The organism is Gordonia sp. J1A (assembly GCF_055393515.1).
In genome coordinates this window covers 2,423,668-2,446,703 of sequence record NZ_AP041607.1, presented here as the reverse complement: position 1 = coordinate 2,446,703, position 23,036 = coordinate 2,423,668, and the positions used below count along the sequence as shown (strand labels likewise).

Sequence of the window (23,036 nt, the reverse complement as noted above, 5' to 3'; positions counted from 1 at the left end):
GCGTCGCGGCCGCGCCTCACGCGGTCTTGTGGACCACCAGCGGCAGGACGGCGGAGGCCCCGGACTCGCGCAGTGCCGCGGCGGCGAGGGTGACCGGCCAGCCGGACCCGGTCTCGTCGATCACCAGGAGCACCGCGCCCGACACAGCGGGCATGGGCCCGAGGTGATCGCGCCAGTACGCCGCCTCGTCCGCGCCGGTGGCCTCTCGGCCGGGCCGCGGGCCGGGCCGCACCGGGAGCGCGTCGCCGGTGCGGAGGCCCACCTCGCGCAGTCGTTGAGCGAGGGTAGCGGCCAGCGTGCCGCCCGTGAGGTCGAGCGAGTAGATCACGTCCGGCCGCACTCCCGACGACCGTCCCCACTGCGCGACCACGGTCACGGCGGCTTCGGCGAGCGCGCTCGACGCCTCCGAGTCGCCCGCCTTCGCGGCGTCGAGGACATCGCGCCACTGGGGTGCGTCGGCGAAGGCCAGCACCCGTCCCGGTTCGGCCATGGCGCCGGGCGGGATCCGGCCGCGGCTGCCGAAGGCGCCGCCCGGCCACATCTTGCGGGGTTCGAGGAGTTCGGCGTCGCGCCGCAGCACGGCTCCGACCTCGGCGACGATCCGGGTCTCCGGTGCCTCGGCGAGCCCGGGGGTGATCTCGCCCCGGCACACCGAGCAGCGCCCGCAGTCCTGGGAGCGAGGATCGTCGAGGGACTCGGTTAGCAGACGCATGAGGCACTTCTCGCCGCGGATGAACGTGCGCATGATGTCGGCCTCGCGACGCCGGACGGCGAGGACGCCCTCGTAGTGCTCGGCGTCGTACACCCAGGGCTTCCCGGTGACCGACCACCCCTCGCTCGATCGCTCGACCACTCCGTCGACCGCCAACTGTTTGCACATCAGTTCCACGCGGCCGCGGCGGATACCGGTCGCGGACTCCAGGCCCGGGACCGTCATCGGGCCGTCGGTGTCGCCCAGCGTCTGCAGCAGTCGTTCCATGCGCGCCGGGTCGGGGATCGTCGCGGTGGCGAAATGCTCCCAGATCGCGTCGTCGAGCCGGGAGGCGAGGAGCATCACCACCGCCTCGTCGAGCGCACGGCCGGCACGGCCCACCTGCTGGTAGTACGAGACCGGAGACGGCGGGGCTCCCACATGCACGACGAACCCCAGATCCGGTTTGTCGAAACCCATCCCGAGCGCCGACGTCGCGATGAGAGCTTTGACGCGGCCCGCGAGCAGATCGTCTTCGAGGCGATGCCTTTCCTCGGCGGGCAGTCCGCCGGTGTAGGCCGCGACCGCGAGTTCGTCCCCGTGGACGGCGCGGATCGCCCGGACAAGGCGATCGGCGTCCGCGACGGTGAGCACGTAGACGATTCCGGAACCGGGAAGCATCGGTAGTTCCTGTGCCACCCAGGCGTACCGCTGCAGTGGGTCGAGTCCATCGATCACGTTGAGATGCAATGACTTCCGTGCCAACGGGCCGCGCAGGACAAGCGTGGCGTCGCCGAGCTGCGCCGCGACGTCGTCGGTGACGCGGGCGTTGGCGGTGGCAGTGGTCGCCAGCACGGAGGTCTGCGGATTCAGCCGCTGCAGCACGTCCGACACGCGCCGGTAGTCGGGACGGAAATCGTGTCCCCAGTCGGAGATGGCGTGGGCCTCGTCGATCACGACCAGGCCGAGCCGCCCGGCGAGAGCTTCGAGCACGCGGCGACCGAAACCCGGATTGGCGAGCCGTTCGGGCGACACGAGCAGTACGTCGAGCGAACCGTCGAGCAACGCGCCCTCGATGGCCGACCATTCGTCGATATTCGCCGAATTCACTGTGGCAGCACGCAGTCCGCCGCGCGTGGCCGCCGCCACCTGGTCGCGCATCAGCGACAGCAGTGGCGAGACGATGAGGGTCGGTCCGCCGCCGGCCGCACGGATGACGGCCGTGGCCGCCCAGTACACGGCGGACTTGCCCCAGCCGGTGGCCTGCACCACGAGCACGCGGGCGCCGGGCGCGGCCAGGGCTGCCACCGCAGTCTCCTGGTCCGCCCGCAGCCGGGCGTCGGGGCCGGCGAGCGAGGTGATGACCTGATCGGCGATCTCCCGCTGCGGGGGAGTGAGCTGCTGCGGTGGGGACGTGACCATGGCGCCCAATGTATCGCCGCTCCCGGACTGTAACGACTCCGTCATCCACAGGAATCTCCCAGCAGTGGCCCAGGGCCGCGGGAGCGAACCGCACGATTCTCGTAGCCATGACAGAAGTTCTGAGCCGGGCATCGACCGAGGGCGAGTCGGTGCCCGACCGACCGGTCCTCGATGTGGTGATGCCGGTCTACAACGAAGAAGACGATCTGGAGCAGTCGGTTCGCCGGCTGCACCGCCATCTGGCCGACAGCGTGCCGTATCCGGCGCGGATCACTGTGGCCGACAATGCGAGTACGGACTCGACTCTTGCGATCGCGCTGAGACTGCAGGCGGAGATCCCGGGCGTTCGCGTGGTCCACCTCGACTTGAAGGGGCGGGGGCGGGCGCTCAACCACGTCTGGCGCGATAATGACGCTCAGATCGTCGCGTACTGCGACGTCGATCTCTCCACCGACCTCAATGCGCTGATGCCGCTCATCGCCCCCTTGATCTCGGGGCACTCCGACATCGCGATCGGCACTCGGCTGTCGCACTCGTCCCGGGTGATCCGGGGCGCCAAGCGGGAGTTCATCTCGCGCTCGTACAACCTGATCCTGCGCACCGCGATGGGCGCCCGCTTCTCCGACGCGCAGTGCGGCTTCAAGGCGATGCGCACCGATGTGGCCCGCGGACTGCTGCCGTACGTCGAGGACACCGGATGGTTCTTCGACACCGAACTGCTGGTTCTCGCCGAACGCGTCGGTCTGCGAATCGCGGAGGTTCCGGTGGATTGGATCGACGATCCCGACAGTTCAGTCGACATCGTCGCCACCGCGATCGCCGATCTGCGCGGGTGCGCACGCGTCGGCTGGGCGCTCGCCACCGGTCGGATCCCGGTGGCCGAACTGCGCAAGACACTCGGACGGGATCGATTGCCGGGGCCGGTGATCGACGGTGTGCCGCACGGAATGGTCGGTCAGCTGGCCCGGTTCTGCGCCGTCGGCCTGGTGTCGACGGTGGCGTTCGCGCTTCTGTATCTCCTGTTGCGGCCGGCCGGTGCACAGGCCGCCAACTTCCTGGCGCTGGCGATCACCGCGGTGCTGAACACCGCGGCCAACCGCCGCTTCACCTTCGGCGTCCGCGGGCGCCAGGACCGGGCGCGGCACCACCTGTTCGGGTGGGGTGTGTTCCTCTTCGGCTGGGCGGTGACGGCGGGTTCGCTCTTCGCGCTGCACCGCTGGAACCCGGATGCCGGCCGCGCACTGGAACTGACCGTCCTGGTCGCCTCCAACCTCGTCGCCACCGCGACACGTTTCGTCGGGCTGCGGTGGGTGTTCCGCCGGCGCCCCTCCGTCGCGGCGCCGGCCGAGCAGACCTCTATCGAACGGAGTGCCGCATGACTGCGACCGTCCTCGATCGGCCGCAACCGGCCGAACCCCTGCCCGATGATCCCGACCGGACGCGCAGTGCGCTGTGGCGCCGGCTGTCGCTGGCGGCGCTGCTGGTGGGGACCACCGTCCTCTACCTGTGGAATCTCTCGATCAACGGTTGGGCGAACTCCTTCTACACGGCAGCGATCCAGGCGGGTTCGCAGTCGTGGAAGGCGTGGTTCTTCGGATCGTCCGACATGGCGAACTCGATCACCGTCGACAAGCCGCCCGCATCCCTGTGGATCCCCGCGCTGTCGGTGCGAGTCTTCGGCCTCAACTCGTGGTCGGTGCTGGTCCCCGAGGTACTGATGGGTGTCGGGTCGGTGGCGCTGCTGTACTTCATCACCCGCCGCTACTTCGGCCACTGGGCCGGCATCGGTGCGGGCGCCGTGTTGGCGCTGACCCCGGTGGCCGCGATGATGTTCCGGTTCGACAACCCCGAGGCCCTGCTGATCCTGCTCATGATCGCGGCGTGCGGCGCGGTGCTGCGCGCGATGGAGCCCGGCGCGAAGAGCGTGTGGTGGATGGTCGCGGCAGGCACGGCGGTCGGATTCGGTTTCCTCACCAAGCAGCTGGAGGTGATGCTGATCGTTCCGGCGATGGCCGTGACCTACCTGGCGTTCGGTCCCGGACGGTGGCTGCGTCGCATCGGGCATCTGTTCGCCTCACTGGGTGCGCTGATCGTGAGTGCCGGCTGGTGGGTCCTGGCCGTGGAGCTCTGGCCGGCGTCGAGCCGTCCGTACATCGGCGGTTCGCAGAACAACTCGATCCTCGAGCTGACGTTCGGCTACAACGGTCTCGGCCGGCTCGACGGGAACGAGAAGGGCAGCGTGGGCGGTGGCGGACGCGCTCGCGAGATGAGCGGCGCGGCAGCCGAGATGTTCGGCCAGGGCGGTCCGGGGGGTCCCGGCGCCGGCGGCCCGGGCGGCGGCATGTGGGGCTCCACCGGCTGGCTCCGGATGTTCGAGCCGGCGCAGGGCGGTCAGATCGCCTGGCTGATCCCGTCGTCCCTGATTCTGGGAGTGGCGGCGCTGGTTCTGATCGGGCGGGCCTCACGTACCGATCTGCGGCGTGCCTACTTGAGCGTCTTCGGACTGTGGATGCTGATCATGGTCGGCGTCTTCAGCTTCATGGCGGGCATCTTCCACAGCTATTACACGGCGGCCATCGCTCCCGCTCTGGCGGCGGTGATCGCGGTGTCGGCGGTCGTGTGCTGGCGCGAACGGGCCGCGTTGTGGGTTCGGCTGGTGCTGGCCGCCGCGACGTGGACCGCGGCGATCTGGGGATTCGTGCTGCTGAACCGCTCGGCCGATTTCGTCCCGTGGCTGCGGTTCGTCGTCCTCGTCGTGGGGATCGTCGCGGGAGCGCTGATGCTGGGGGCTCAGCGTGGCGTGCTCGCCGCGGTCGCAGCGTCGCTCGCGGTTCTCGCCGGCCTGGCGGGTCCGCTCGCCTACACGGTCGACACGGTGACCACGGCTAAGCAGGGCTCGATCATCAGCGCCGGTCCCCAGGTCGAAGGCGAATTCGGGCCGGGGGGCGGGCACGGTCGGCACGGCCGGTTCAACGGCGCGTTCGGGCCACCGGGAGCGGGCCGGACGCAGGCCGGTGCACGTGGCGGATTCCCCGGCATGGGCGGTGCGCCGGGCATGGGCGCCCCGGGCCAGGCGGGCGGAGGTCCCGGAGCCTCACCGGCGGGCGGCCTGCTGAACGGATCCACGCCGTCTGACGAGATGGTCGCGGTCCTGCGGAACGACGCCGATCGGTACACGTGGGTCGCGGCGGCCATCGGTTCCAACGAGGCCTCCGGCTATCAGATCGCCAGCGGATACTCGGTGATGCCGATCGGCGGGTTCAACGGGACCGACCCGTCGCCGACCCTGGACCAGTTCAAGCAGTACGTCGCCGACGGCAGGATTCACTACTTCATCTCGGGCGGCCGGGGTGATCGCGGGGGTGAGGGCTTCGGCGGAATGCCCGGCATGGGGGAGAGCGGGACGTCGTCGGAGATCAGTTCGTGGGTCAAGGAGCACTTCACCGCCACGACGGTCGACGGTGTGACTCTCTACGACCTCACGTCGCCGAAGAACTGACCGATGGTGCTCCGGGGACGCCGCGTCGCCGGAGCACCGTCGTTCTTCTCGCCCGGGTGGGACGATGGTTGTGTGTCGTCCACCAGACGCCTCTCGCAGGATCACCTGCGCACGATGCTGGCCGTGTACCGGTCGGGGTCGTTTCATGCGGCCGCTCGGCACCTGGGGGTCTCGGCACCGACGGTCGCCAACCACATCCACCTGGTCGAGGACCATTTCGGCGTCCGGATGTTCGAGCGGAGCGCCGACGGCACGGTGCCGACGGTCGCGGCTCACGAGATCGCCGCACAGATCGCGACGCATCTCGACGAGATCGACCGCCTGATCGCCGGTGATCTGCGTCGGTCTCCGACCGGCGGTCTCATGGTCTCGCTGGGCGGACCGTGCGAGTTCGTCACCGAGCAGTTGCTTCCGGCGCTCGCCGGCGACACTGTGCGTCTGCCGCGAATCGCCTTCGAATTCGGTGATTCGCGGCGGATGCTTGCCGAACTCGACGCCGGGCGGCTCGACCTCGCGGTGGTCTCCGGGATCCGGCCGACCGGAGCCGGAGTCCGGGCGTGGCCGGTGGCCCGGGAGCGGTTCTGGCTGGTCGCGGCACCGGGACTGACCGACGGGACCGAGCCGCCCGCCGAACTGGATGCGGCCGGTCTGATCGCTTACGACGATCACCTCCCGCTGCTGCGGCGGTATTGGAACACGGTGTTCGGAGTCGATCCGCGGTTCGATCCGACGATCGTCCTGCCCGATCTGGTGGCGATGAAGGCCGCGGCGCTCGCCGGGCTCGGCGTCACCGTCCTGCCGAGCTATCTGGTTCACGAGGAGGTCCGGAGCGGGGCCCTGGTGCGACTGGACCGCCGTCGGGACCCGCCGAGCAGCACGGTGTTCCTCGCCGCGGGCGAACCCGCGCTCGCGGCTCGCCCACCACTGCTCCGGTTCGCCGAACTCCTGGTGGATCGGATCACCGGGTACCAGGAGAACGTGACGCAGTAGCGCGATCGGCGGATGCGGGGGCGACCGCGCGCGGCGCGCAGTCGCTCCGCCGGTTCCTTGGCCCCCGATGCGGTGGGCTCTACGGTGTTCGACGTGAGCGTGTCGACCACCATCCGGCGCATGTCCGGACGCGATCCGGCCGAGGACGGCCGGGCCGCCAGCGATCTGGAGGTCTTCTACGACCTCGTCTTCGTCGTCGCCTTCTCGATCGCGGGCGCCCAATTGGCGGAGTACCTCGCCGAGGGGCACTACCGTGCGGCCGTGATCGGCTACGCCATCGCCACCTTCGCCGCGGTGTGGGCCTGGATCAACTTCGCCTGGTTCTCCTCCGCCTTCGACACCGACGACTGGGTGTACCGGCTGCTGACACTGGTGCAGATGGTCGGCGTGGCGATCATCGCGATCGGGTTGCCGCCGGTGTTCGCGTCGATCGACGCGAACCGCCACGTCGACCTCGCGGTGGTGGTGATCGGCTACATCGTGATGCGCGCCGGAATGATCGTGCAGTGGCTGCGGGCGGCCGTACAGGCTCCCGAATACCGCGCCACGTGTCTGACGTACGCGCTGATGACGACCGTCGCGCAGGTGGGCTGGGTGGCGGTCGCCGCGGTCTCGATGACGCTCGGGCCCACGCTCATCGCGATCGCGGTGTGCATGGTGGCCGAACTGCTGGGGCCCGCGATCGCCGAGACGCGGTTCCGGGCCACTCCCTGGCACCCCGGGCACATCGTCGAACGGTATTCGACGCTGGTGGTGATCACCCTCGGCGAAGGTGTGGTCGGGACGGTCGCGGTGTTGCAGGCGGTCATCGGACGAACCGGCTGGAGCACGGAGACCGCGGTGCTGGGCCTGACAGCGATGGGCGTCACGTTCGCCATGTGGTGGCTGTACTTCCAACTCGAGGTGGGGCGCCCGCTGGCGGCGCGGCCGGGAATGGCCTTCGTTTTCGGCTACGGCAGCATGCCGATCGTCATCGGCTGCGCGGCCGTCGGCGCCGGCCTGCACGTGGTGGCGATGTGGCTGGAGGGCGAGGCCGAGATCTCCCAAGCTGCGGTCTACGGTGCCGTCGCGGTGCCGTTGGCGGTGTTCTGCCTGGGTACGATCGTCATGTTCTATCTGCTGGCCGGCGCCGACCGGCTGCTGATCCCGCTGTTCCTCGCGGCGTCGGTGCCGCTCATCGCCGGCGGGGTGCTGGCCGTGTCCGGCGTGGGGCTGCTCGCCTGCGTGGTGGTGGGGTGCCTGACTCCGGTCCTGCCGTTGCTGTTGGTGGAGGCGTCGGCTCGCCGACGCTGATCCACCCGGTCGACGGCATCGCGCCCCCGTCGCCGGGCGGTGGCATCGCCGTCGGGCCGGACCCACTACCCTGAACGGCGTGCGCGTACTCGTGATCGGCTCGGGCGGCCGCGAACATGCCCTTCTCCTCGGACTCGACCGCGATCCGTCGGTGACGCAGTTGCATGCGGCGCCCGGCAACGCCGGTACGGCCGCGCTGGCCACCAACCACTCCGTCGACGTCGCGTCGGCCGACGCCGTCGTGGCACTGGCTCGGGAGATCGACGCGGATCTGGTGGTGATCGGCCCCGAGGTCCCGTTGGTCCTCGGGGTGGCCGATGCCCTGCGCGAAGCAGGCTTCGACACCTTCGGTCCGAGTGCCGCGGCCGCGCAGATCGAGGGGTCCAAGGCCTTCGCCAAGGACGTGATGGCCGCGGCGGGCGTGCGCACCGCCCGAGCGGAGATCGTCGACAACCCCGCCGACCTGGATGCCGCGCTGGACCGCTTCGGTCCCACCTGGGTGGTGAAGGACGACGGTCTGGCCGCAGGCAAGGGCGTCGTGGTGACCTCCGACCGCGATGCGGCGCGTGCCCACGCGGCCGACTGCCTCGAACACGGACATCCGGTGCTGCTCGAGAGTTTCCTCGACGGTCCCGAGGTGTCGCTGTTCTGCCTGGTGGACGGTGAGACGGTGGTCCCGCTGCTGCCCGCGCAGGATCACAAGCGCGTCGGCGACGGCGACGCCGGACCCAACACCGGCGGAATGGGCGCGTACACGCCGCTTCCGTGGCTGCCGCAGTCGATGGTCGATCGGATCGTCGACGAGGTGTGCGAACCCGTCGCCGCGGAACTGGTCCGGAGGGGCACGCCGTTCTCCGGTCTGCTGTACGCCGGCCTGGCGATCGGCTCCGACGGGCCCGCAGTGGTCGAGTTCAACTGCCGCTTCGGCGACCCCGAGACACAGGCGGTGCTCGAACTGCTCGAATCGCCGCTGGGCGAGGCGCTGGCCGCGACCGCTCGCGGTACGCTCGCCGATCTGCCGCCGGTGCGGTGGCATGACGGTGCGGCCGTGGTGGTGGTCCTCGCGGCGGAGAACTACCCGGGCCGCCCCCGGACCGGCGACGCGATCACCGGCGCCACAGCCGAAGGCGTGCTGCATGCGGGAACAGCGGTCTCCGCCGACGGTCGGATCGTCTCCTCCGGGGGGCGTGTGCTGTCGGTGGTCGGCCGCGGCGCCGATCTGGCGTCCGCGCGGGCGCAGGCCTACGAGCGGCTGGCCGGAGTGCGGCTGCCGGGCGCGCATTTCCGGACCGACATCGGCAAGGCCGCCGAAGACGGACTCATCTCCATCTGATCGCGCCGCGTCCACCGCCCGAATGACGCGGGGTCACGCCGCTTCGCATGCCGTCGATCTATCCCGTGAGGTCGGGAGATTCGAGGGAGGCGACGATGAGGATCAGTCAATCGGTGCGAGGGGTGACCGCGGTGGCGGCGCTCGGCCTGGCATTGACCGCATGCACCACCGCCGGCACGGCGACCGACGCGGCACGCTCTGCGACCACCGCGGAGTCGACGGTGCCGAGCCAGTCGCGACACGGTTCCGCCCCGAAGCCGGATGCACAGCAGCCGACCGCACAGCAGCAGGAGACGGTCGACGAACCCGGCGTGCAGCCGCCGGCGGGGTCCGACCGGGACGTCCGGAGCACGCCCGTCGCCCAGACCACATCGGTCGCCGATACCGATTCCGATACCGACGCCGGCCGGCCGGGCAGTGGTCACGGGCTGTGCTTCGACCTGAACTCGGCGCTCGCCCGGGATGCGATCGCGACGCTGGGACCGGACTCGAACGGCGGATCGTGGGTGCCGCGGGGTGCCAGCGAGCACCCGCTGGCGCACGGCTGCGGACTGGACTGGATGCTCGTGGACGGCAGCGGATTCAACGACGCCACCTACACCTCGAGGGTTCTGCTGTTCGCCGGCGGCCAGTATCTGGGGACCGTGGAGCCGCACGAGTACTCGTACACCTCGGTCGCCGGCGACACCCTGAACTCGGTCACCGTCCGGTACCGGTGGCTGCGCGACGACGATCCGTTCTGCTGCCCGCAGGGCGGTCCGACCGATGTGACCGCGACACTGTCCGGCGGGGCAGTGGTTCGAAGCGGCCAGTTCCCGCCCTCGGTCTGACGCCGGGGCCGCTCGTCGATCTCGATCAGCGCGCGAGATTGCGGCCGAGGAACTCCACCTGATCGGGCAGCACCGACCGCCAGAACCGGTTGGTGTGTCCGCCGGGCGTGGTGGAGAAGGCGGCGGGAGGATGCAGGTCTGCGGCCCATTGCCGGGTGTAGGTGTAGAACTGGTCGGCCATGCCGATCGAGATCATCAGCGGGATCTTGCTGAACGCGTGTTGCTGCCCGAACAACGAATTGGCCTGGTAGTCGGCGTAGGAATCGAACGCCCGGGGCGGGAAGTTCGCGGGGTCGGCCCACATCGCCGGGGAACTCACGGCGATCGCCGCGACCCGCGGTGCGCCGATGAGAGCGCCGAGTCGGAGCGCGCCGTATCCGCCCATCGACCAGCCGTAGAGACCGATGCGGTCGGTCCGGAGGTTCAGCCGCTGGTCGCCGTCCAGCATCGGAATGAACTCGTCGACGATCATCGCGGCGCCGTCGGTGCCGTCGGTGCGAGCGTGGAAATAGTTGCGTGCCACGTCGACGCTCGCCACCGCGAACGGCGGGTTCCCCGCGTCCACGTACTGCTGAACCACGCCCTGGATGTTGAGCGCCTTGCTGAAGATGCTGCGCTCGTCGGTGTTCAGCGCGTGGGCCACTACGACCACCGGGAGTTCGCCGGTCACACCGTTGGGGCGGCTCACCGCCCACCGGGTGTCGCGGCCGGCCATCTTCGTCGAGACGAAGCTGCCGGTCAGTACGGGCGGATCGTTCGGGATCTCCGGGGGATCGGTCTGCACTGGAAGTCGGTCGTCGCCGCCGACGTTCGCGGCATCGCGAGGGACCAGCGGATCGGAAGTGCTGCAGGCCGCGACCCCGCCGAGCGCGGCCAGCCCGGCGACCCCGGTCAGCAGCGAACGCCGGGACAGCGCACGCCGCGACGTCGCCGAATCGTCGGCGACAGTCGCGGCGGATTGGCGGGAGGGATCGCGCAAGACCATGTCGGGAAGCGAGTCTACCGCGTGGGGCGACTCGGTTCCGACGACGAACGAGCGGTCCCTCCCAGCCCTCGGCGCTCGGACGCGGGCCGGCTCAGTGAGCGGCCGACCGCGGATCGGGGCAGGTGCAGCGGCGGTCGGCGGGGACCGGGCCCATCACGTCGGCGACGTGTTCACCACAGCCGTCCCAAGTGATCTTTCCGCACTTACCGCAGGTGACGGGGAAACACATGTCGAGTCCTTTCAGGGGGTGTCTGCTGATCGTTGACTACTGCTCGTTCAGGCGCCGGCCGACAGCGATTCGACGGCGGCGGTGAGCCTGGCGGTCGCCTCGTCCGCAACGTCGGCGAGGCCGGGGTTGTCGACCACGGTCACCATCAGTTGCGGGTTCATCGCCTCGACGATGCTGCGTCCCGGATCGTCGGTGTCGGCGCGGACGACGACGTTACAGGGCAGGAGGAGCCCGATCTGCCGCTCGGCGGTCACCGCTCGGTGGGCGAGGGGAGGGTTGCACGCGCCGAGGATCACGTAATCCTCCATCTCCGCGCCGATCTTCGTCTTGAGGGTGGCCGCCATGTCGATCTCGGTGAGGACGCCGAAGCCCTGGGCGGACAACGCTTCGCGCGTTCGGGCGACGGCCTCGTCGAGCGGGGCGTCGACGGTGGTGGAGATGGCGAGTTTCATGTCTTCCTCCGGGGTTCGGTCGGTGCGGTCGGGGCAGGGCGGGTAGTTCAGGCGAGGGTGAGGAAGAGCTTCTCGAGGGTCTCCATGTCGGGAGCGTCGTCGTTCTGGTCGCTCAGGCACTCGCGCAGGTTGGTGGCGATGATCTTGAAACCGGCGCGGTCGAGGGCGCGGGAAACCGCTGCGAGTTGCGTGACGATGTCCTTGCAGTCGCGCCCGTCCTCGATCATCGCGATCACGCCGCCCAACTGTCCCTGCGCGCGGCGCAGCCGGTTCAGTACGGCCGTGGTCGACTCGTCGTCACTGCGCATGCTGTTCTCCTGGAGTCCGGTTGAGTACCGTCTCCAGCATACCCCGAGGGGTATCTGTCGTGCACTGTCGTTTTCCGGGGGCGCCCGTCCGGGCACTACACTGCGTAGACGTGGGTAAACCTGCCATCAGCAATGTCCTGGCCAACCGTTACGCGTCTGCGGACCTCGCCGAGATCTGGTCGCCGCGCAACAAGATCGTTCTCGAGCGCCGCCTCTGGATCGCCGTGATGAAGGCGCAGCGCGACCTCGGGATCGACGTCCCCGCCGAGGCGATCGCCGACTACGAACGAGTGGTCGGCGACGTCGACCTCGATTCGATCGCCGACCGCGAGCGGGTGACCCGCCATGACGTGAAGGCGCGGATCGAGGAGTTCAACGCGCTCGCCGGTCACGAGCAGATCCACAAGGGCATGACCAGCCGCGACCTCACCGAGAACGTGGAGCAGCTGCAGGTGCTCGTCTCGCTGCGCCACGTCCGCGACCACGCCGTCGCCACCCTCGCCCGCATCACCGAGCGGGCCGCGCAGTACTCGTCGATCGTGATGGCCGGCCGCAGCCACAACGTCGCCGCGCAGGCCACCACCCTCGGCAAGCGGTTCGCCAGTGCCGCGGACGAGCTGATGACCGCGCTGACCCGCCTGGACGAGCTGATCGCGCGGTACCCGCTGCGCGGAATCAAGGGCCCGATGGGTACCAGCCAGGACATGCTCGATCTGCTCGACGGCGACGCCGCCAAGCTCGCCCGGCTCGAAGGGGAGGTGGCCCGGCATCTCGGCTTCGCGAACGCCTTCACCTCGGTGGGCCAGGTGTACCCGCGTTCGCTCGACTACGACGTCGTCTCCGCGCTCGTGCAACTGGCGGCCGGGCCGTCGTCGCTGGCCACCACCATCCGCTTGATGGCCGGCCACGAACTGGTCACCGAGGGCTTCCAGCCCGGCCAGGTGGGCAGTTCGGCGATGCCGCACAAGATGAACACCCGCAGCTGCGAGCGCGTCAACGGTCTCACGGTGATCCTCCGCGGCTACGCGTCCATGACCGGCGAACTCGCGGGCAACCAGTGGAATGAGGGCGACGTCTTCTGCTCGGTGGTCCGCCGCGTGGCGCTGCCGGACGCCTTCTTCGCGATCGACGGGCTGATGGAGACCTTCCTGACGGTCCTCGCGGAGTTCGGCGCGTACCCCGAGGTGATCGCCAACGAATTGGACCGGTACCTGCCGTTCCTCGCGACCACCAAGGTGCTGATGGCGTCGGTGCGCGCGGGCGTCGGCCGCGAGACGGCGCACGAGGCGATCAAGGAGAACGCCGTCGCCGTGGCACTCGCCATGCGCGAGGAGGGCCGCGAACCGGATCTCCTCGACCGGCTGGCCGCCGACGACCGGATCCCCCTCGACCGCGCGGCACTCGACGAGCTCATCGCCGACAAGTCCGCCTTCGTCGGTGCCGCGGAGGCACAGGTCGCCCAGGTGATCGCGAATGCCGCGGCCTGGATCGACGCGAACCCCGCCGCCGCGGCGTACACGCCCGCCCCGATTCTCTAGGAGCCCCGCATGCGTCCCACCCTCGCCGACTACCGGCACATCGCGTCGGGCAAGGTCCGTGACATCTACCAGATCGACGACGCCACGCTGCTGCTGGTCACCTCCGATCGCATCTCGGCGTACGACTTCATCCTCGACACCCCGATCCCGGACAAGGGCCGGATTCTCACGGCGGCCAGCTTCTTCTGGTTCGAGCACCTCGGGGTGCCGAACCATCTCGACGGCGGACCCGCCGACGAGCGCATCCCGGCCGAACTCGTCGGCCGGTCGATGGTCGTCAAGAAGCTGCCGATGGTGCAGGTGGAATGCGTCGCTCGCGGCTATCTGACCGGTTCGGGCCTGGCCGACTATCAGGCCACCGGCGCCGTCTGCGGCGTGCGGCTGCCCGCCGGGCTCGGCGAGGCCGACAAGCTCCCGGAACCGATCTTCACCCCGGCCACCAAGGCGGCCGTGGGTGACCACGACGAGAACGTCAGCTTCGACCAGGTGGCCGAGACGGTCGGCGCCGACCTGGCGGAACGGCTGCGCGACGCGACGCTCGACATCTACGGCCGCGGATCCCAGCTGGCCGCTGAGCGCGGAATCATCCTCGCGGACACCAAGTTCGAGTTCGGACAAGCGGCCGACGGTTCACTGATCCTCGCCGACGAAGTGCTGACCCCCGATTCCTCCCGCTACTGGGACGCCGCGACCTACGAGCCGGGCAGAGTGCAGCCGAGCTTCGACAAACAGATCGTCCGCAACTGGCTCACCGGACCGGATTCGGGTTGGGACCGCACGGGCGAACAGCGGCCGCCGGCCCTGCCCGCCGACGTCGTCGAGCGGACTCGGGCGCGGTACATCGAGGCGTACGAACGGATCTCGCAGCAGAGTTTCGCCGATTGGCCGGACGCCCAGCATGGCTGATCGGGTGGCCCCGCCGGTCGCGAAGAAGGTTCCGACGCCGCGCGTCCACCACGGTGACGTCGTCGTCGACGATTACGAGTGGATGCGCGACAAGGAGGACCCGGAGGTCATCGCCTACCTGGAAGCCCAGAACGCGTTCGTCGAGCAGGAGACCGCGCACCTGGCGCAGCTCAGGCGCGACATCTTCGGCGAGATCAAGTCGCGCGTCCAGGAGACCGACATGAGCGTGCCGACGCGCAGCGGACGCTTCTGGTACTTCACCCGGACCACCGAAGGACAGCAGTACGCCGTCAGCTGCCGCTGCCCGATCGCCTCGCCCGACGACTGGACGCCGCCCGAGGTGACTCCGGGCGTCGCGCTGCCCGGCGAGGAGATCGTCTTCGACGCCAACGCCGAGGCGAGAGGTCACGACTTCTTCAGCCTGGGCGCCACGTCCGTGAGCCACGAAGGCGACTGGCTCGCCTACAGCACCGACGTCAAGGGCGACGAACGCTACACCCTCCGCATCAGGAATCTGGTGACCGGGGAACTCCTCCCGGACACGATCGCCGGCATCGCGGCCGGCGCCACCTGGTCGCGCGATGCGAGGTACGTCTTCTACTCCACGGTCGACGACGCCTGGCGTCCCGACACCGTCTGGCGCCACGAGGTGGGATCGGCGGAGCCGGACGTGCAGGTGTTCCACGAACCCGATGAGCGCTACTGGGTGGGCATCGGCACCACGCAGAGCGAGGACTACCTCGTGCTGAGCGTGGGCTCCAAGGTGACGTCCGAGGCGCTGGTCCTGAGTGCGGACGATCCGACGGGCGAGTTCGTGTCCGTGGCGGGGCGTACCGACGGAGTCGACTACTCGGTCGAGCACGCGCGGATCGCGGGCCAGGACTGGTTCGTCATCGTCCACAACGGCGAGCGCGACGGCGTCAAGGCGATCGACTTCGCGGTCGACCTCGTTCCCGTGGGAGACTTCGGCGCGCGCCGGGAATTGATCCCGCACCGTCCCGGCCGCCGTATAGAGGACGTCGACTGCTTCCGCGACTACCTCGTGCTGTCGTACCGGGCGGACGCGCTGCCGCGACTGGCCATCGCCGACCTGCGGCGGGTGGACGGCATCCCGGCGCCCGACGACTTCGTCGAGGTGACCTTCCCCCAGGAACTGCGTTCGGCAGGGCTCGGCGCCAACGCCGAGTGGGACACCCCCCGGTTGCGGATCGTGTACACCAGCTACGTGGATCCGGCCGAGGTGTTCGACCTCGACGTCGCCACCGGTGAACGGACACTGCTGCGGAGGCAGCCGGTGCTCGGCGGGTACGACCCCGACGACTACACCGCGGTCCGGGAGTGGGCGGTGGCAGGCGACGGCACCCGGGTGCCGGTCTCGCTGGTGTTCCGCCGCGACCTCGACCGCTCCGCGCCCGCGCCGATGCTGCTGTACGGCTACGGCTCCTACGAGACCTGCCTGGACCCCGGTTTCTCGGTGGCACGGCTGTCGATGCTCGACCGTGGAATGGTCATGGCCTTCGCGCACGTGCGGGGAGGCGGCGAAATGGGACGGCTCTGGTACGAGAACGGCAAGACGCTCTCCAAGAAGAACACCTTCACCGACTTCATCGACGTCGCCCGGCACCTCATCGACACGGGCTGGACCTCGCCGGACCACCTGGTGGCAGAGGGCGGCAGTGCCGGCGGTCTGCTCGTCGGTGCCGTGGTGAACCTGGCTCCCGAACTGTTCAACGGAGTACTCGCCGCGGTGCCCTTCGTGGACGCTCTCACCTCGATCCTCGATCCGTCGCTCCCGCTGACGGTGATCGAGTGGGACGAGTGGGGCGATCCGCTCCACGATCCCGAGGTGTACGCGTACATGAAGTCGTACTCGCCGTACGAGAACGTCGCGCCGCGGCCGTATCCGGCGATCCTCGCCGAGAACTCTCTGCACGACACCCGCGTCCTCTTCGTCGAGGCCGCGAAGTGGGTGGCGCGATTGCAGGAGTGCACCACGTCGGAGAACCCGGTGCTGCTCAAGACCGAGATGACCGCCGGCCACGGCGGCGTCTCCGGCCGGTACAAGCAGTGGGAGGAGACCGCCTTCGAACTGGCCTGGATCCTCCAGCAGTCGGGGGCGCCGGCCGGTCGAGGCTGACAATCGGCCGGCAGGGTCCGCAGACGAGTGACGCCCCCGTCTCCCGGGGGCGTCACTGTCGGTCGGCTGATCGCGATCAGTGGAGCGCGACCGGCACCGGCTGCTCCTCGGTGTCGGCGGCGACCATCTTCTTGCGGGGCAGGAAGAAGGCGGGGATCAGAGTCAGGGCCACCAGCGCCGTCGCCACGATGAACGTGTTGCCGTACGTGGACGCGATGTCGGAGATCACGTTCTGGCCTGCCGCGCCGACCGCGGCGGGATCCCGCACATCGACGCCGTTCTCGATCATCGCGTTCATCGTCTTGGTCTGGTCGCCTCCGGCCTGCATGATCGCCCGCGACAGCGGGGCGAGCATGGTGGTGAAGATGACCGTGATGACGGCGGTGCCGATGGACGACGAGGTCTGCTGAATCGCGTTCATCAGAGTGGAGCCGTCGGCGATCTCCGAACCCCGCAGGGTGGCCAGCGACGCCGACATGATCGGCATCATCGTCATGCCCATGCCGAGGCCCTGGACGAACAGCGCGAGGCACAGGAACCAGTACGAGGTGTCGGTGCCCAGCGTGATGAACGCTGCCACGCCGACGGCGATGAGGACCAGGCCCGCGAGGACGAACTTGCCGGGACCGATCTTGTCGGTCATCTTGCCCGCGATCGGCATCGTCAGCATCGCGCCCAGGCCCTGCGGCGCCAGGAGCAGGCCCGCCATCAGCGTCGACTCTCCTCGCACCACGATGAAGTACTGCGGGTACAGCAGCGACGCGCCGAAGAAGGCGATCGCGAACAGCGACATCGTGATCACCGATACGCGCAGGGTGGAGTTGCGGAACAGGCGCAGGTCCAGCAGCGGGTTGGTGGTGCGGAAGGCGTGCCAGACGAAGGCGATGATCAGAATCGCGCCGACGATCATCGGGCCGTACACGCGCGGCGTGCCGAAGGTCCGCTCCTCGGCGCTCGAGGAGACGCCGAACAGGAACAACGCCAGACCGGGCGAGAGCATGAGGAGGCCGGGGAAGTCGATCTTCTTGCCGGGCTCGGCGCCGCCGCCGGGCAGCGCGAAGAAGGCGTACACGAGGGCGATGACACCGATCGGGACGTTGATCAGGAACACCCAGTGCCACGAGGCGATCTCGATCAGCCATCCGCCGAGGATCGGGCCCATGATGGGGCCGAGCAGCATCGGGATGCCGAGAACTGCCATCACCGAGCCGACGCGCTCGGGTCCGGCCGCGCGGGTCATGATCATCATGCCGATCGGCATGAGCAGACCGCCGCCGAAGCCCTGGAGCACGCGGAACGCGACGAGCGAGCCGATGTTCCAGGCCATCGCGCACAGGACCGAGCCGATCAGGAACAGGATGAGCGAGGCCATGTATACGCGTTTGGTGCCGAAACGCGATGCGGCCCAGCTGGCGGTCGGGATCACCGCGGCCAGCGCCAGGGTGTAACCGGTCATCGACCACGCGGCACCGGCCGAGGTGGTGTCGAACTCGGACATGAAGGTGGGCTGAGCGACGGCGACGACGGTCACGTCGAGGATCGACATGATCGCGCCGAGCACCACCACGCCGGCGACGATGAAGACGTCACGTCCCAGCTTGTCGCTCGCGGTCCCCGGTGGGGATGAGGTCATGAGGTTCTCTTTCTAGGTTCGTGAAGAGTCGGCGAAGGATGGGGTGGGAGGAAGCGCCTCCAGTGCGCTCGACAGCGCCGAGGCGAGGTCGCCGCGGACGTCGCCGGGAATCTCGGCGACGAGGTCGGCGAGGTCGTCGTCCCGCATCCGGAACTGAGTCGCGATCATCTCGCGCCCGTGATCGGAGAGGGACAGGCGCTTCACCCGGCGATCGCACTCGTCCTCCCTGCGGGTGACGAGATCGAGCACCACCAGCCGGTCGGCCCCGCGGCCGGCCGCGGCGAGCGACAGGCCGACGGCGTCGGCGAGTTCGTTCACCGACAGGTCGTGATCGCAGCGGGACAGGACCATCAGCATCCGGAGCTGCGAGAGGGTCATGTCGGTGGCCGCCACGCGGTCGACGGTGTTGCAGGAGGCGCGTGCCGCGACCCGCTCGAGAAATGCCACAAGAGCTCGGGTGCAGGCCTCGACGGAAGTATCGGATTCGGACACCTCGAAGAACTTACGCTGGCGCAACTATTGCTGCAACGCAATGAGTGGTGAGTTGCCTCACCGGTGTTTAGGCTGTGGGACATGGGTCACTCCAACATCAAAGACATCCCCGTCCGTGCCCTCGACGGCAGCGATTTCAGCCTCGCCGGCCTGCCCGGCCCGCTGCTCGTGGTGAACGTCGCCTCCAAGTGCGGTCTCACTCCGCAGTACACGGCGCTCGAACAGTTGCAGAAGGACTACGGTCCCCGCGGGCTCACCGTGGTCGGCGTCCCGTGCAATCAGTTCATGGGTCAGGAGCCCGGCAGTGCCGACGAGATCGCGACCTTCTGCTCCACCACGTACGGCGTCACTTTCCCGCTGCTGGAGAAGACCGACGTGAACGGCGCCGATCGGCATCCGCTGTACGCCGCGCTGACCCAGACACCCGACGCGGACGGCGAATCCGGCGACATCCAATGGAACTTCGAGAAGTTCCTCGTCGACGCCGACGGCACGGTGCTGCGCCGCTTCCGTCCGCGCACCGAACCGGGCTCCCCGGAAGTGATCGGGGCCATCGAGGCGGCGCTCAGCGACGCCTCTTGAGCCAGGTAGAGTAGGCGCGTAACCGTTCTGCCCGCGTGGGTGGGACATTCGAGACCATCGGTGTGAGGAGCAGTGCCCGAATGGCGCGTGTAGTGGTCGATGTGATGCCCAAGGCCGAGATCCTGGACCCGCAGGGCCAGGCCATCGTCGGAGCGCTGGGGCGCCTCGGATTCGCGGGCGTGGCAGACGTCCGTCAGGGCAAGAGGTTCGAGCTGGAGGTGGACGGCACCGTCGACGACGCCGCCCTCGAGCGGATCGCCGAAGAGCTCCTGACCAACACGGTCATCGAGAACTTCAACGTCACCCGCGTCGCGGAGTAGCGGCCACATGACTGCTCGCATCGGAGTCATCACCTTCCCCGGCACCCTCGACGACGTCGATGCCGCTCGCGCGGTCGACGCGGCCGGCGGCGAGGCCGTGAGCCTGTGGCACGGCGACGCCGACCTCAAGGGGGTCGACGCCGTCGTCGTTCCCGGCGGCTTCTCGTACGGCGACTACCTGCGCTGCGGGGCCATCGCCAAGTTCGCCCCGGTGATGGGCGAAGTGGTGGAGGCCGCTCAGCGCGGCATGCCGGTCCTGGGGATCTGCAACGGTTTCCAGATCCTCTGCGAGGCCGGGCTCCTGCCGGGAGCGCTCACCCGCAACGAGGGACTGCACTTCATCTGCCGGGACCAGTGGCTCCGTGTGGAGTCGAACACCACGGCGTGGACCTCGCGCTACGAGGTCGGCGCTGAGATCCTCATTCCCCTGAAGTCGGGCGAGGGACGCTACGTCGCCTCCCAGCGCCAACTCGAAGAACTCAAGGGTGAGGGCCGGATCGCGTTCACGTATGCCGGCGACAACCCGAACGGTTCGAGCCTGGACATCGCGGGCATCGCGAGCGCCGACGGTCGCGTGGTGGGTCTCATGCCGCACCCGGAGCACGCCATCGAGGCGCTCACCGGCCCCAGCGACGACGGTCTCGGTCTCTTCTACTCGGCACTGGACGCGGTGCTCGCGGCCGTCTGATGACGGTCGACACGACTGCGACGGCGGCGGGGCTCGGTGACTTCATCGACGCCTCGCCGTCGCCTTTTCACGTCTGCGCGACCGTCGCCGCGACCCTGGACGCCGCTGGGTATCAGCGGCTGTCGGAGACCGATTCCTGGGCCGGACCGGACGGAGCCGCGTCGAATCCCGCCTCGGGCAGGCACTACGTGGTCCGCGGCGGCTCGATCATCGCCTGGGATGCCTCGGCCGCCGCTGACGACCCGCGCTTCCGGATCGTGGGCGGCCACACCGACAGCCCCAACCTGCGCGTCAAGCAGAATCCCGATCGCGTCAGCGCGGGTCTGGCGACCGTCGCGCTGGAACCGTACGGCGGCGCCTGGCTGAACTCGTGGCTCGACCGCGACCTCGGTCTGTCGGGCCGGCTGGCCTACGACGCCGGCGGAACGGTGGCCTTCGAGCTGGTCCGGATCGACGAGCCCATCCTGCGCATCCCTCAGTTGGCGATCCATCTGTCGGAGGACCGCAAGGGCGTGAGCCTGGACCCGCAGCGGCATGTCGACGCGATCCGCGGCGTCGGAGAGGCGCAGCCACTGCTGGCCTTCGTCGCGGACCGTGCCGGGCTCGACGCCGACGCGGTGCTCGGCTGGGAGTTGATGACGCACGACGTCGCGCCGTCGCGGATCGTCGGTGCGGCGGGGGATCTCCTGAGCGCGCCGCGACTGGACAATCAGGGCACCTGCTACGCCGGACTGCGCGCACTGCTCGACGCGGGATCGGGCGAGCGGTCGGGTGCGATCTCGATGCTGGCGCTGTTCGACCACGAAGAGGTCGGCTCGGGGTCGGAGCGCGGGGCGTCGTCGGACTTCCTCGTGACGGTGTGCGAACGGATCGTCGCCGCGTCCGGAGGTGATCGCGACGACTTCCTCCGCACGATGGCCGCCAGCGTCTGCGTGTCGGGCGACATGGCGCACGCGACGCATCCCAACTACCCCGATCGCCACGAACCGTCGCACCGCATCGCGGTCAACGGCGGTCCGGTGCTCAAGGTGAATCAGAATCTGCGGTACGCCTCCGACGCCATCGGCGAGGCCGAGTTCGCGCTGGCGTGCCGAGACGCCGGCGTGCCGCTGCAGCGATACATCCATCGCGCGGACCTCCCGTGCGGTTCGACGATCGGGCCGCTCACCGCCACGCGTACGGGGCTGCTGACCGTCGACGTCGGCGCACCTCAGCTCGCGATGCACAGCTGCCGCGAGTTGATGGGAGCCGACGACGTTCCGATGTATTCGGCGGCGTTGGCGGCCTTCCTGCGTCGGTAGCCGCCCGGGGCTCAGTTCAGTGCGGCCTCGATGACCTCGGTGAACGGTGTGCCGGGTCGGCCTCGGAGGTCGGCCAGATCCGTCGAATCGGAGTCGAGGGCGCCCTTGCCCGCCCCGGTGTCGGAATCGGCGAGGACGGCGGCGAATCCGGCCGGAACGCCGGCCGATTCCAGCGCCGCGGCGTATTCGGCCTCCGGGAGATCCCGGTAGGTCACCGGGCGACCGGAGACCGCCGCGAACGTCGCCGCGATGTCGGCGTACGTGAGGTGCTCGGCGCCGGCGAGTTCGTACACCGCGCCCGCCGGAGCGTTGATCAGCGCCGCGGCAGCGGCGTCGGCGTAGTCGGCACGCGCCGCGGGTGCGACCACACCGTCTCCGGCGCTGCCCGCGAAGACTCCCGACTCGACGGCGGGCGCCAGCGAGCGCGCATAGTTCTCCGTGTACCAGCCGTTGCGCAGCAGCACCGTGTCAATACCGCTCGCCGCGAGGAGCTTCTCGGTCTCGCGGTGTTCGTCGGCCAGGACGAGCGGTGACGAATCGGCGCGCAGGATGCTCGTGTAAGCGATCAGGCCGACCCCGGCGTGCGTGGCCGCTTCGATCACGTTGGTGTGTTGCGGCAGGCGTCGACCCACCTCCGAACCGGACACCAGCAGCAGCTTGTCGACGCCCGCCAGCGCGGTGCGCAGGGCCGGCGGATCGGCGTAGTCGGCGACGCGCACGGTGACGCCCGCAGCCGCCAGGCCGCTCGCCTTCGTCTCGTCGCGGACCACGGCGACGATGTCGGAGGCCGTGACGCCTCGCTCGATCAAGGAGTGGACGGCGGCGGAGCCGAGTCCGCCGGTCGCGCCGGTCACTGCGTACCTGGTCATGGGGAGTCCTCTCGTGGTCGGCGTAATGATGACGCCGATGAATTTGCGCTGTCAATTCATCATGCACTTACTAATAGTAATGTGCAATGGTGATGGTAAGCACATAGCGTCCAGGAGGGTAGAATGGCCGCATGAACGACGCGCAGCCCACGGAGAACATCGTCGACCCGTCTCTCGAGGCCGACGTCTTCTCGCGGAACTGCTCCTCGCGCGAGATCCTCCAGAACGTCACCAGCAGGTGGGGCCTGCTCGCACTGGTGGCGCTGCTCGACGGCGAGCTCCGGTTCAACGCGCTCCGCAGGCGGGTGGACGGCGTCAGCGAACGAATGCTGTCGGTGACCCTGCAATCGCTCGAGCGAGACGGCTACGTGCGGCGGGAGATGCTGCAAGCCATTCCGCCGCGGGTGGAGTACTCGCTCACCGAGGCGGGCACGCAGGTGGCGCAGCGGCTCTCCGGGTTGATCGAACTCGTGGAGGCCCAGGTGGACGAGGTCGCCGGGGCGCGTGCCGCCTACGACGGGCGCTGAATCCGCGTCGA

21 protein-coding genes are annotated in these 23,036 nt (G+C 69.3%); 14 read left to right on the top strand and 7 right to left on the bottom strand.

Annotated features, from left to right (window positions below):
• Positions 1-16: 16 nt before the first annotated feature.
• A complete protein-coding gene (locus ACZ5QD_RS11410; protein WP_464366756.1) occupies positions 17-2,113 on the bottom strand; it encodes a RecQ family ATP-dependent DNA helicase in 2,097 nt (698 codons plus the stop codon).
• 107 nt (positions 2,114-2,220) lie between these two features.
• Between ACZ5QD_RS11410 and ACZ5QD_RS11405 the strand changes: the two genes are divergently transcribed.
• The 6 genes from ACZ5QD_RS11405 (at position 2,221) to ACZ5QD_RS11380 (ending at position 10,058) form a co-directional block, all read left to right on the top strand.
• The gene (locus tag ACZ5QD_RS11405) at positions 2,221-3,492 is read left to right on the top strand and encodes a bifunctional glycosyltransferase family 2/GtrA family protein (protein WP_433821648.1); all 1,272 of its coding nucleotides are present in this window, start codon (positions 2,221-2,223) and stop codon (positions 3,490-3,492) included.
• Positions 3,489-5,612, top strand: coding sequence for an ArnT family glycosyltransferase (locus tag ACZ5QD_RS11400; RefSeq protein ID WP_062366018.1), 2,124 nt, complete (start codon positions 3,489-3,491; stop codon positions 5,610-5,612). The genes ACZ5QD_RS11405 and ACZ5QD_RS11400 overlap by 4 nt, the downstream gene beginning before the upstream one ends.
• Before the next feature lie 72 nt (positions 5,613-5,684).
• Positions 5,685-6,602, top strand: a complete 918-nt coding sequence (locus ACZ5QD_RS11395) for a LysR family transcriptional regulator (protein ID WP_169317722.1) — start codon at positions 5,685-5,687, stop codon at positions 6,600-6,602.
• Between the two features lie 120 nt (positions 6,603-6,722).
• Entirely contained in the window at positions 6,723-7,895 is a 1,173-nt protein-coding gene (locus tag ACZ5QD_RS11390; protein WP_039867759.1) for a low temperature requirement protein A, read from the top strand.
• Positions 7,896-7,974: 79 nt separating this feature from the next.
• Positions 7,975-9,228 (top strand): phosphoribosylamine--glycine ligase, encoded by a 1,254-nt coding sequence (purD, locus tag ACZ5QD_RS11385; RefSeq protein WP_464366755.1) that lies wholly within the window; start codon positions 7,975-7,977, stop codon positions 9,226-9,228.
• A gap of 95 nt (positions 9,229-9,323) precedes the next feature.
• Positions 9,324-10,058, top strand: a complete 735-nt coding sequence (locus ACZ5QD_RS11380) for an LppP/LprE family lipoprotein (protein WP_278124970.1) — start codon at positions 9,324-9,326, stop codon at positions 10,056-10,058.
• A gap of 25 nt (positions 10,059-10,083) precedes the next feature.
• Here the strand turns inward: ACZ5QD_RS11380 and ACZ5QD_RS11375 are convergent, their stop codons facing one another.
• The 3 genes from ACZ5QD_RS11375 to ACZ5QD_RS11365 form a co-directional block, all read right to left on the bottom strand.
• Complete coding sequence (locus ACZ5QD_RS11375) at positions 10,084-11,043, bottom strand: alpha/beta hydrolase (RefSeq protein WP_006897316.1); 960 nt, start codon at positions 11,041-11,043, stop codon at positions 10,084-10,086.
• Between the two features lie 276 nt (positions 11,044-11,319).
• Positions 11,320-11,724: a DUF302 domain-containing protein gene (locus tag ACZ5QD_RS11370; protein ID WP_006897314.1), complete on the bottom strand. Its 405-nt coding sequence runs from the start codon at positions 11,722-11,724 to the stop codon at positions 11,320-11,322.
• A 47-nt stretch (positions 11,725-11,771) separates the two neighbouring features.
• Complete coding sequence (locus ACZ5QD_RS11365; RefSeq protein ID WP_006897313.1) at positions 11,772-12,032, bottom strand: metal-sensitive transcriptional regulator; 261 nt, start codon at positions 12,030-12,032, stop codon at positions 11,772-11,774.
• Between the two features lie 110 nt (positions 12,033-12,142).
• On the opposite strand from ACZ5QD_RS11365, the gene purB reads away from it, so the two are divergent.
• Genes purB through ACZ5QD_RS11350 form a run of 3 tightly spaced genes read left to right on the top strand, consistent with a single transcriptional unit; the run spans position 12,143 to position 16,613 of the window.
• Entirely contained in the window at positions 12,143-13,570 is a 1,428-nt protein-coding gene (purB, locus tag ACZ5QD_RS11360; protein WP_006897312.1) for an adenylosuccinate lyase, read from the top strand.
• Positions 13,571-13,579: 9 nt separating this feature from the next.
• Positions 13,580-14,476, top strand: coding sequence for a phosphoribosylaminoimidazolesuccinocarboxamide synthase (locus ACZ5QD_RS11355; protein ID WP_222110996.1), 897 nt, complete (start codon positions 13,580-13,582; stop codon positions 14,474-14,476).
• Entirely contained in the window at positions 14,469-16,613 is a 2,145-nt protein-coding gene (locus tag ACZ5QD_RS11350) for a S9 family peptidase (protein ID WP_278124962.1), read from the top strand. The genes ACZ5QD_RS11355 and ACZ5QD_RS11350 overlap by 8 nt, the downstream gene beginning before the upstream one ends.
• Positions 16,614-16,689: 76 nt before the next feature.
• Here ACZ5QD_RS11350 and ACZ5QD_RS11345 read toward each other — a convergent pair whose 3' ends face one another.
• Both ACZ5QD_RS11345 and ACZ5QD_RS11340 read right to left on the bottom strand, forming a co-directional pair.
• Positions 16,690-18,246 (bottom strand): DHA2 family efflux MFS transporter permease subunit, encoded by a 1,557-nt coding sequence (locus tag ACZ5QD_RS11345; RefSeq protein WP_006897309.1) that lies wholly within the window; start codon positions 18,244-18,246, stop codon positions 16,690-16,692.
• A 12-nt stretch (positions 18,247-18,258) separates the two neighbouring features.
• On the bottom strand, positions 18,259-18,693 hold the full coding sequence (locus ACZ5QD_RS11340; RefSeq protein WP_308128694.1) for a MarR family winged helix-turn-helix transcriptional regulator: 435 nt from the start codon (positions 18,691-18,693) through the stop codon (positions 18,259-18,261).
• 126 nt (positions 18,694-18,819) lie between these two features.
• On the opposite strand from ACZ5QD_RS11340, the gene ACZ5QD_RS11335 reads away from it, so the two are divergent.
• The 4 genes from ACZ5QD_RS11335 (at position 18,820) to ACZ5QD_RS11320 (ending at position 21,629) form a co-directional block, all read left to right on the top strand.
• Positions 18,820-19,320 (top strand): glutathione peroxidase, encoded by a 501-nt coding sequence (locus tag ACZ5QD_RS11335; RefSeq protein ID WP_039867746.1) that lies wholly within the window; start codon positions 18,820-18,822, stop codon positions 19,318-19,320.
• A gap of 80 nt (positions 19,321-19,400) precedes the next feature.
• Positions 19,401-19,640, top strand: coding sequence for a phosphoribosylformylglycinamidine synthase subunit PurS (gene purS / locus ACZ5QD_RS11330; protein ID WP_006897306.1), 240 nt, complete (start codon positions 19,401-19,403; stop codon positions 19,638-19,640).
• Between the two features lie 7 nt (positions 19,641-19,647).
• Entirely contained in the window at positions 19,648-20,328 is a 681-nt protein-coding gene (purQ, locus tag ACZ5QD_RS11325; protein WP_006897305.1) for a phosphoribosylformylglycinamidine synthase subunit PurQ, read from the top strand.
• The gene (locus tag ACZ5QD_RS11320; protein WP_006897304.1) at positions 20,328-21,629 is read left to right on the top strand and encodes a M18 family aminopeptidase; all 1,302 of its coding nucleotides are present in this window, start codon (positions 20,328-20,330) and stop codon (positions 21,627-21,629) included. Before purQ ends, ACZ5QD_RS11320 begins: the two co-directional genes overlap by 1 nt.
• A gap of 11 nt (positions 21,630-21,640) precedes the next feature.
• Here the strand turns inward: ACZ5QD_RS11320 and ACZ5QD_RS11315 are convergent, their stop codons facing one another.
• On the bottom strand, positions 21,641-22,498 hold the full coding sequence (locus ACZ5QD_RS11315; RefSeq protein ID WP_006897303.1) for an SDR family oxidoreductase: 858 nt from the start codon (positions 22,496-22,498) through the stop codon (positions 21,641-21,643).
• A 131-nt stretch (positions 22,499-22,629) separates the two neighbouring features.
• Here ACZ5QD_RS11315 and ACZ5QD_RS11310 point away from each other — a divergent pair, with 131 nt between their 5' ends.
• Entirely contained in the window at positions 22,630-23,025 is a 396-nt protein-coding gene (locus ACZ5QD_RS11310; protein WP_006897302.1) for a winged helix-turn-helix transcriptional regulator, read from the top strand.
• The last annotated feature ends 11 nt before the right edge of the window (positions 23,026-23,036 follow it).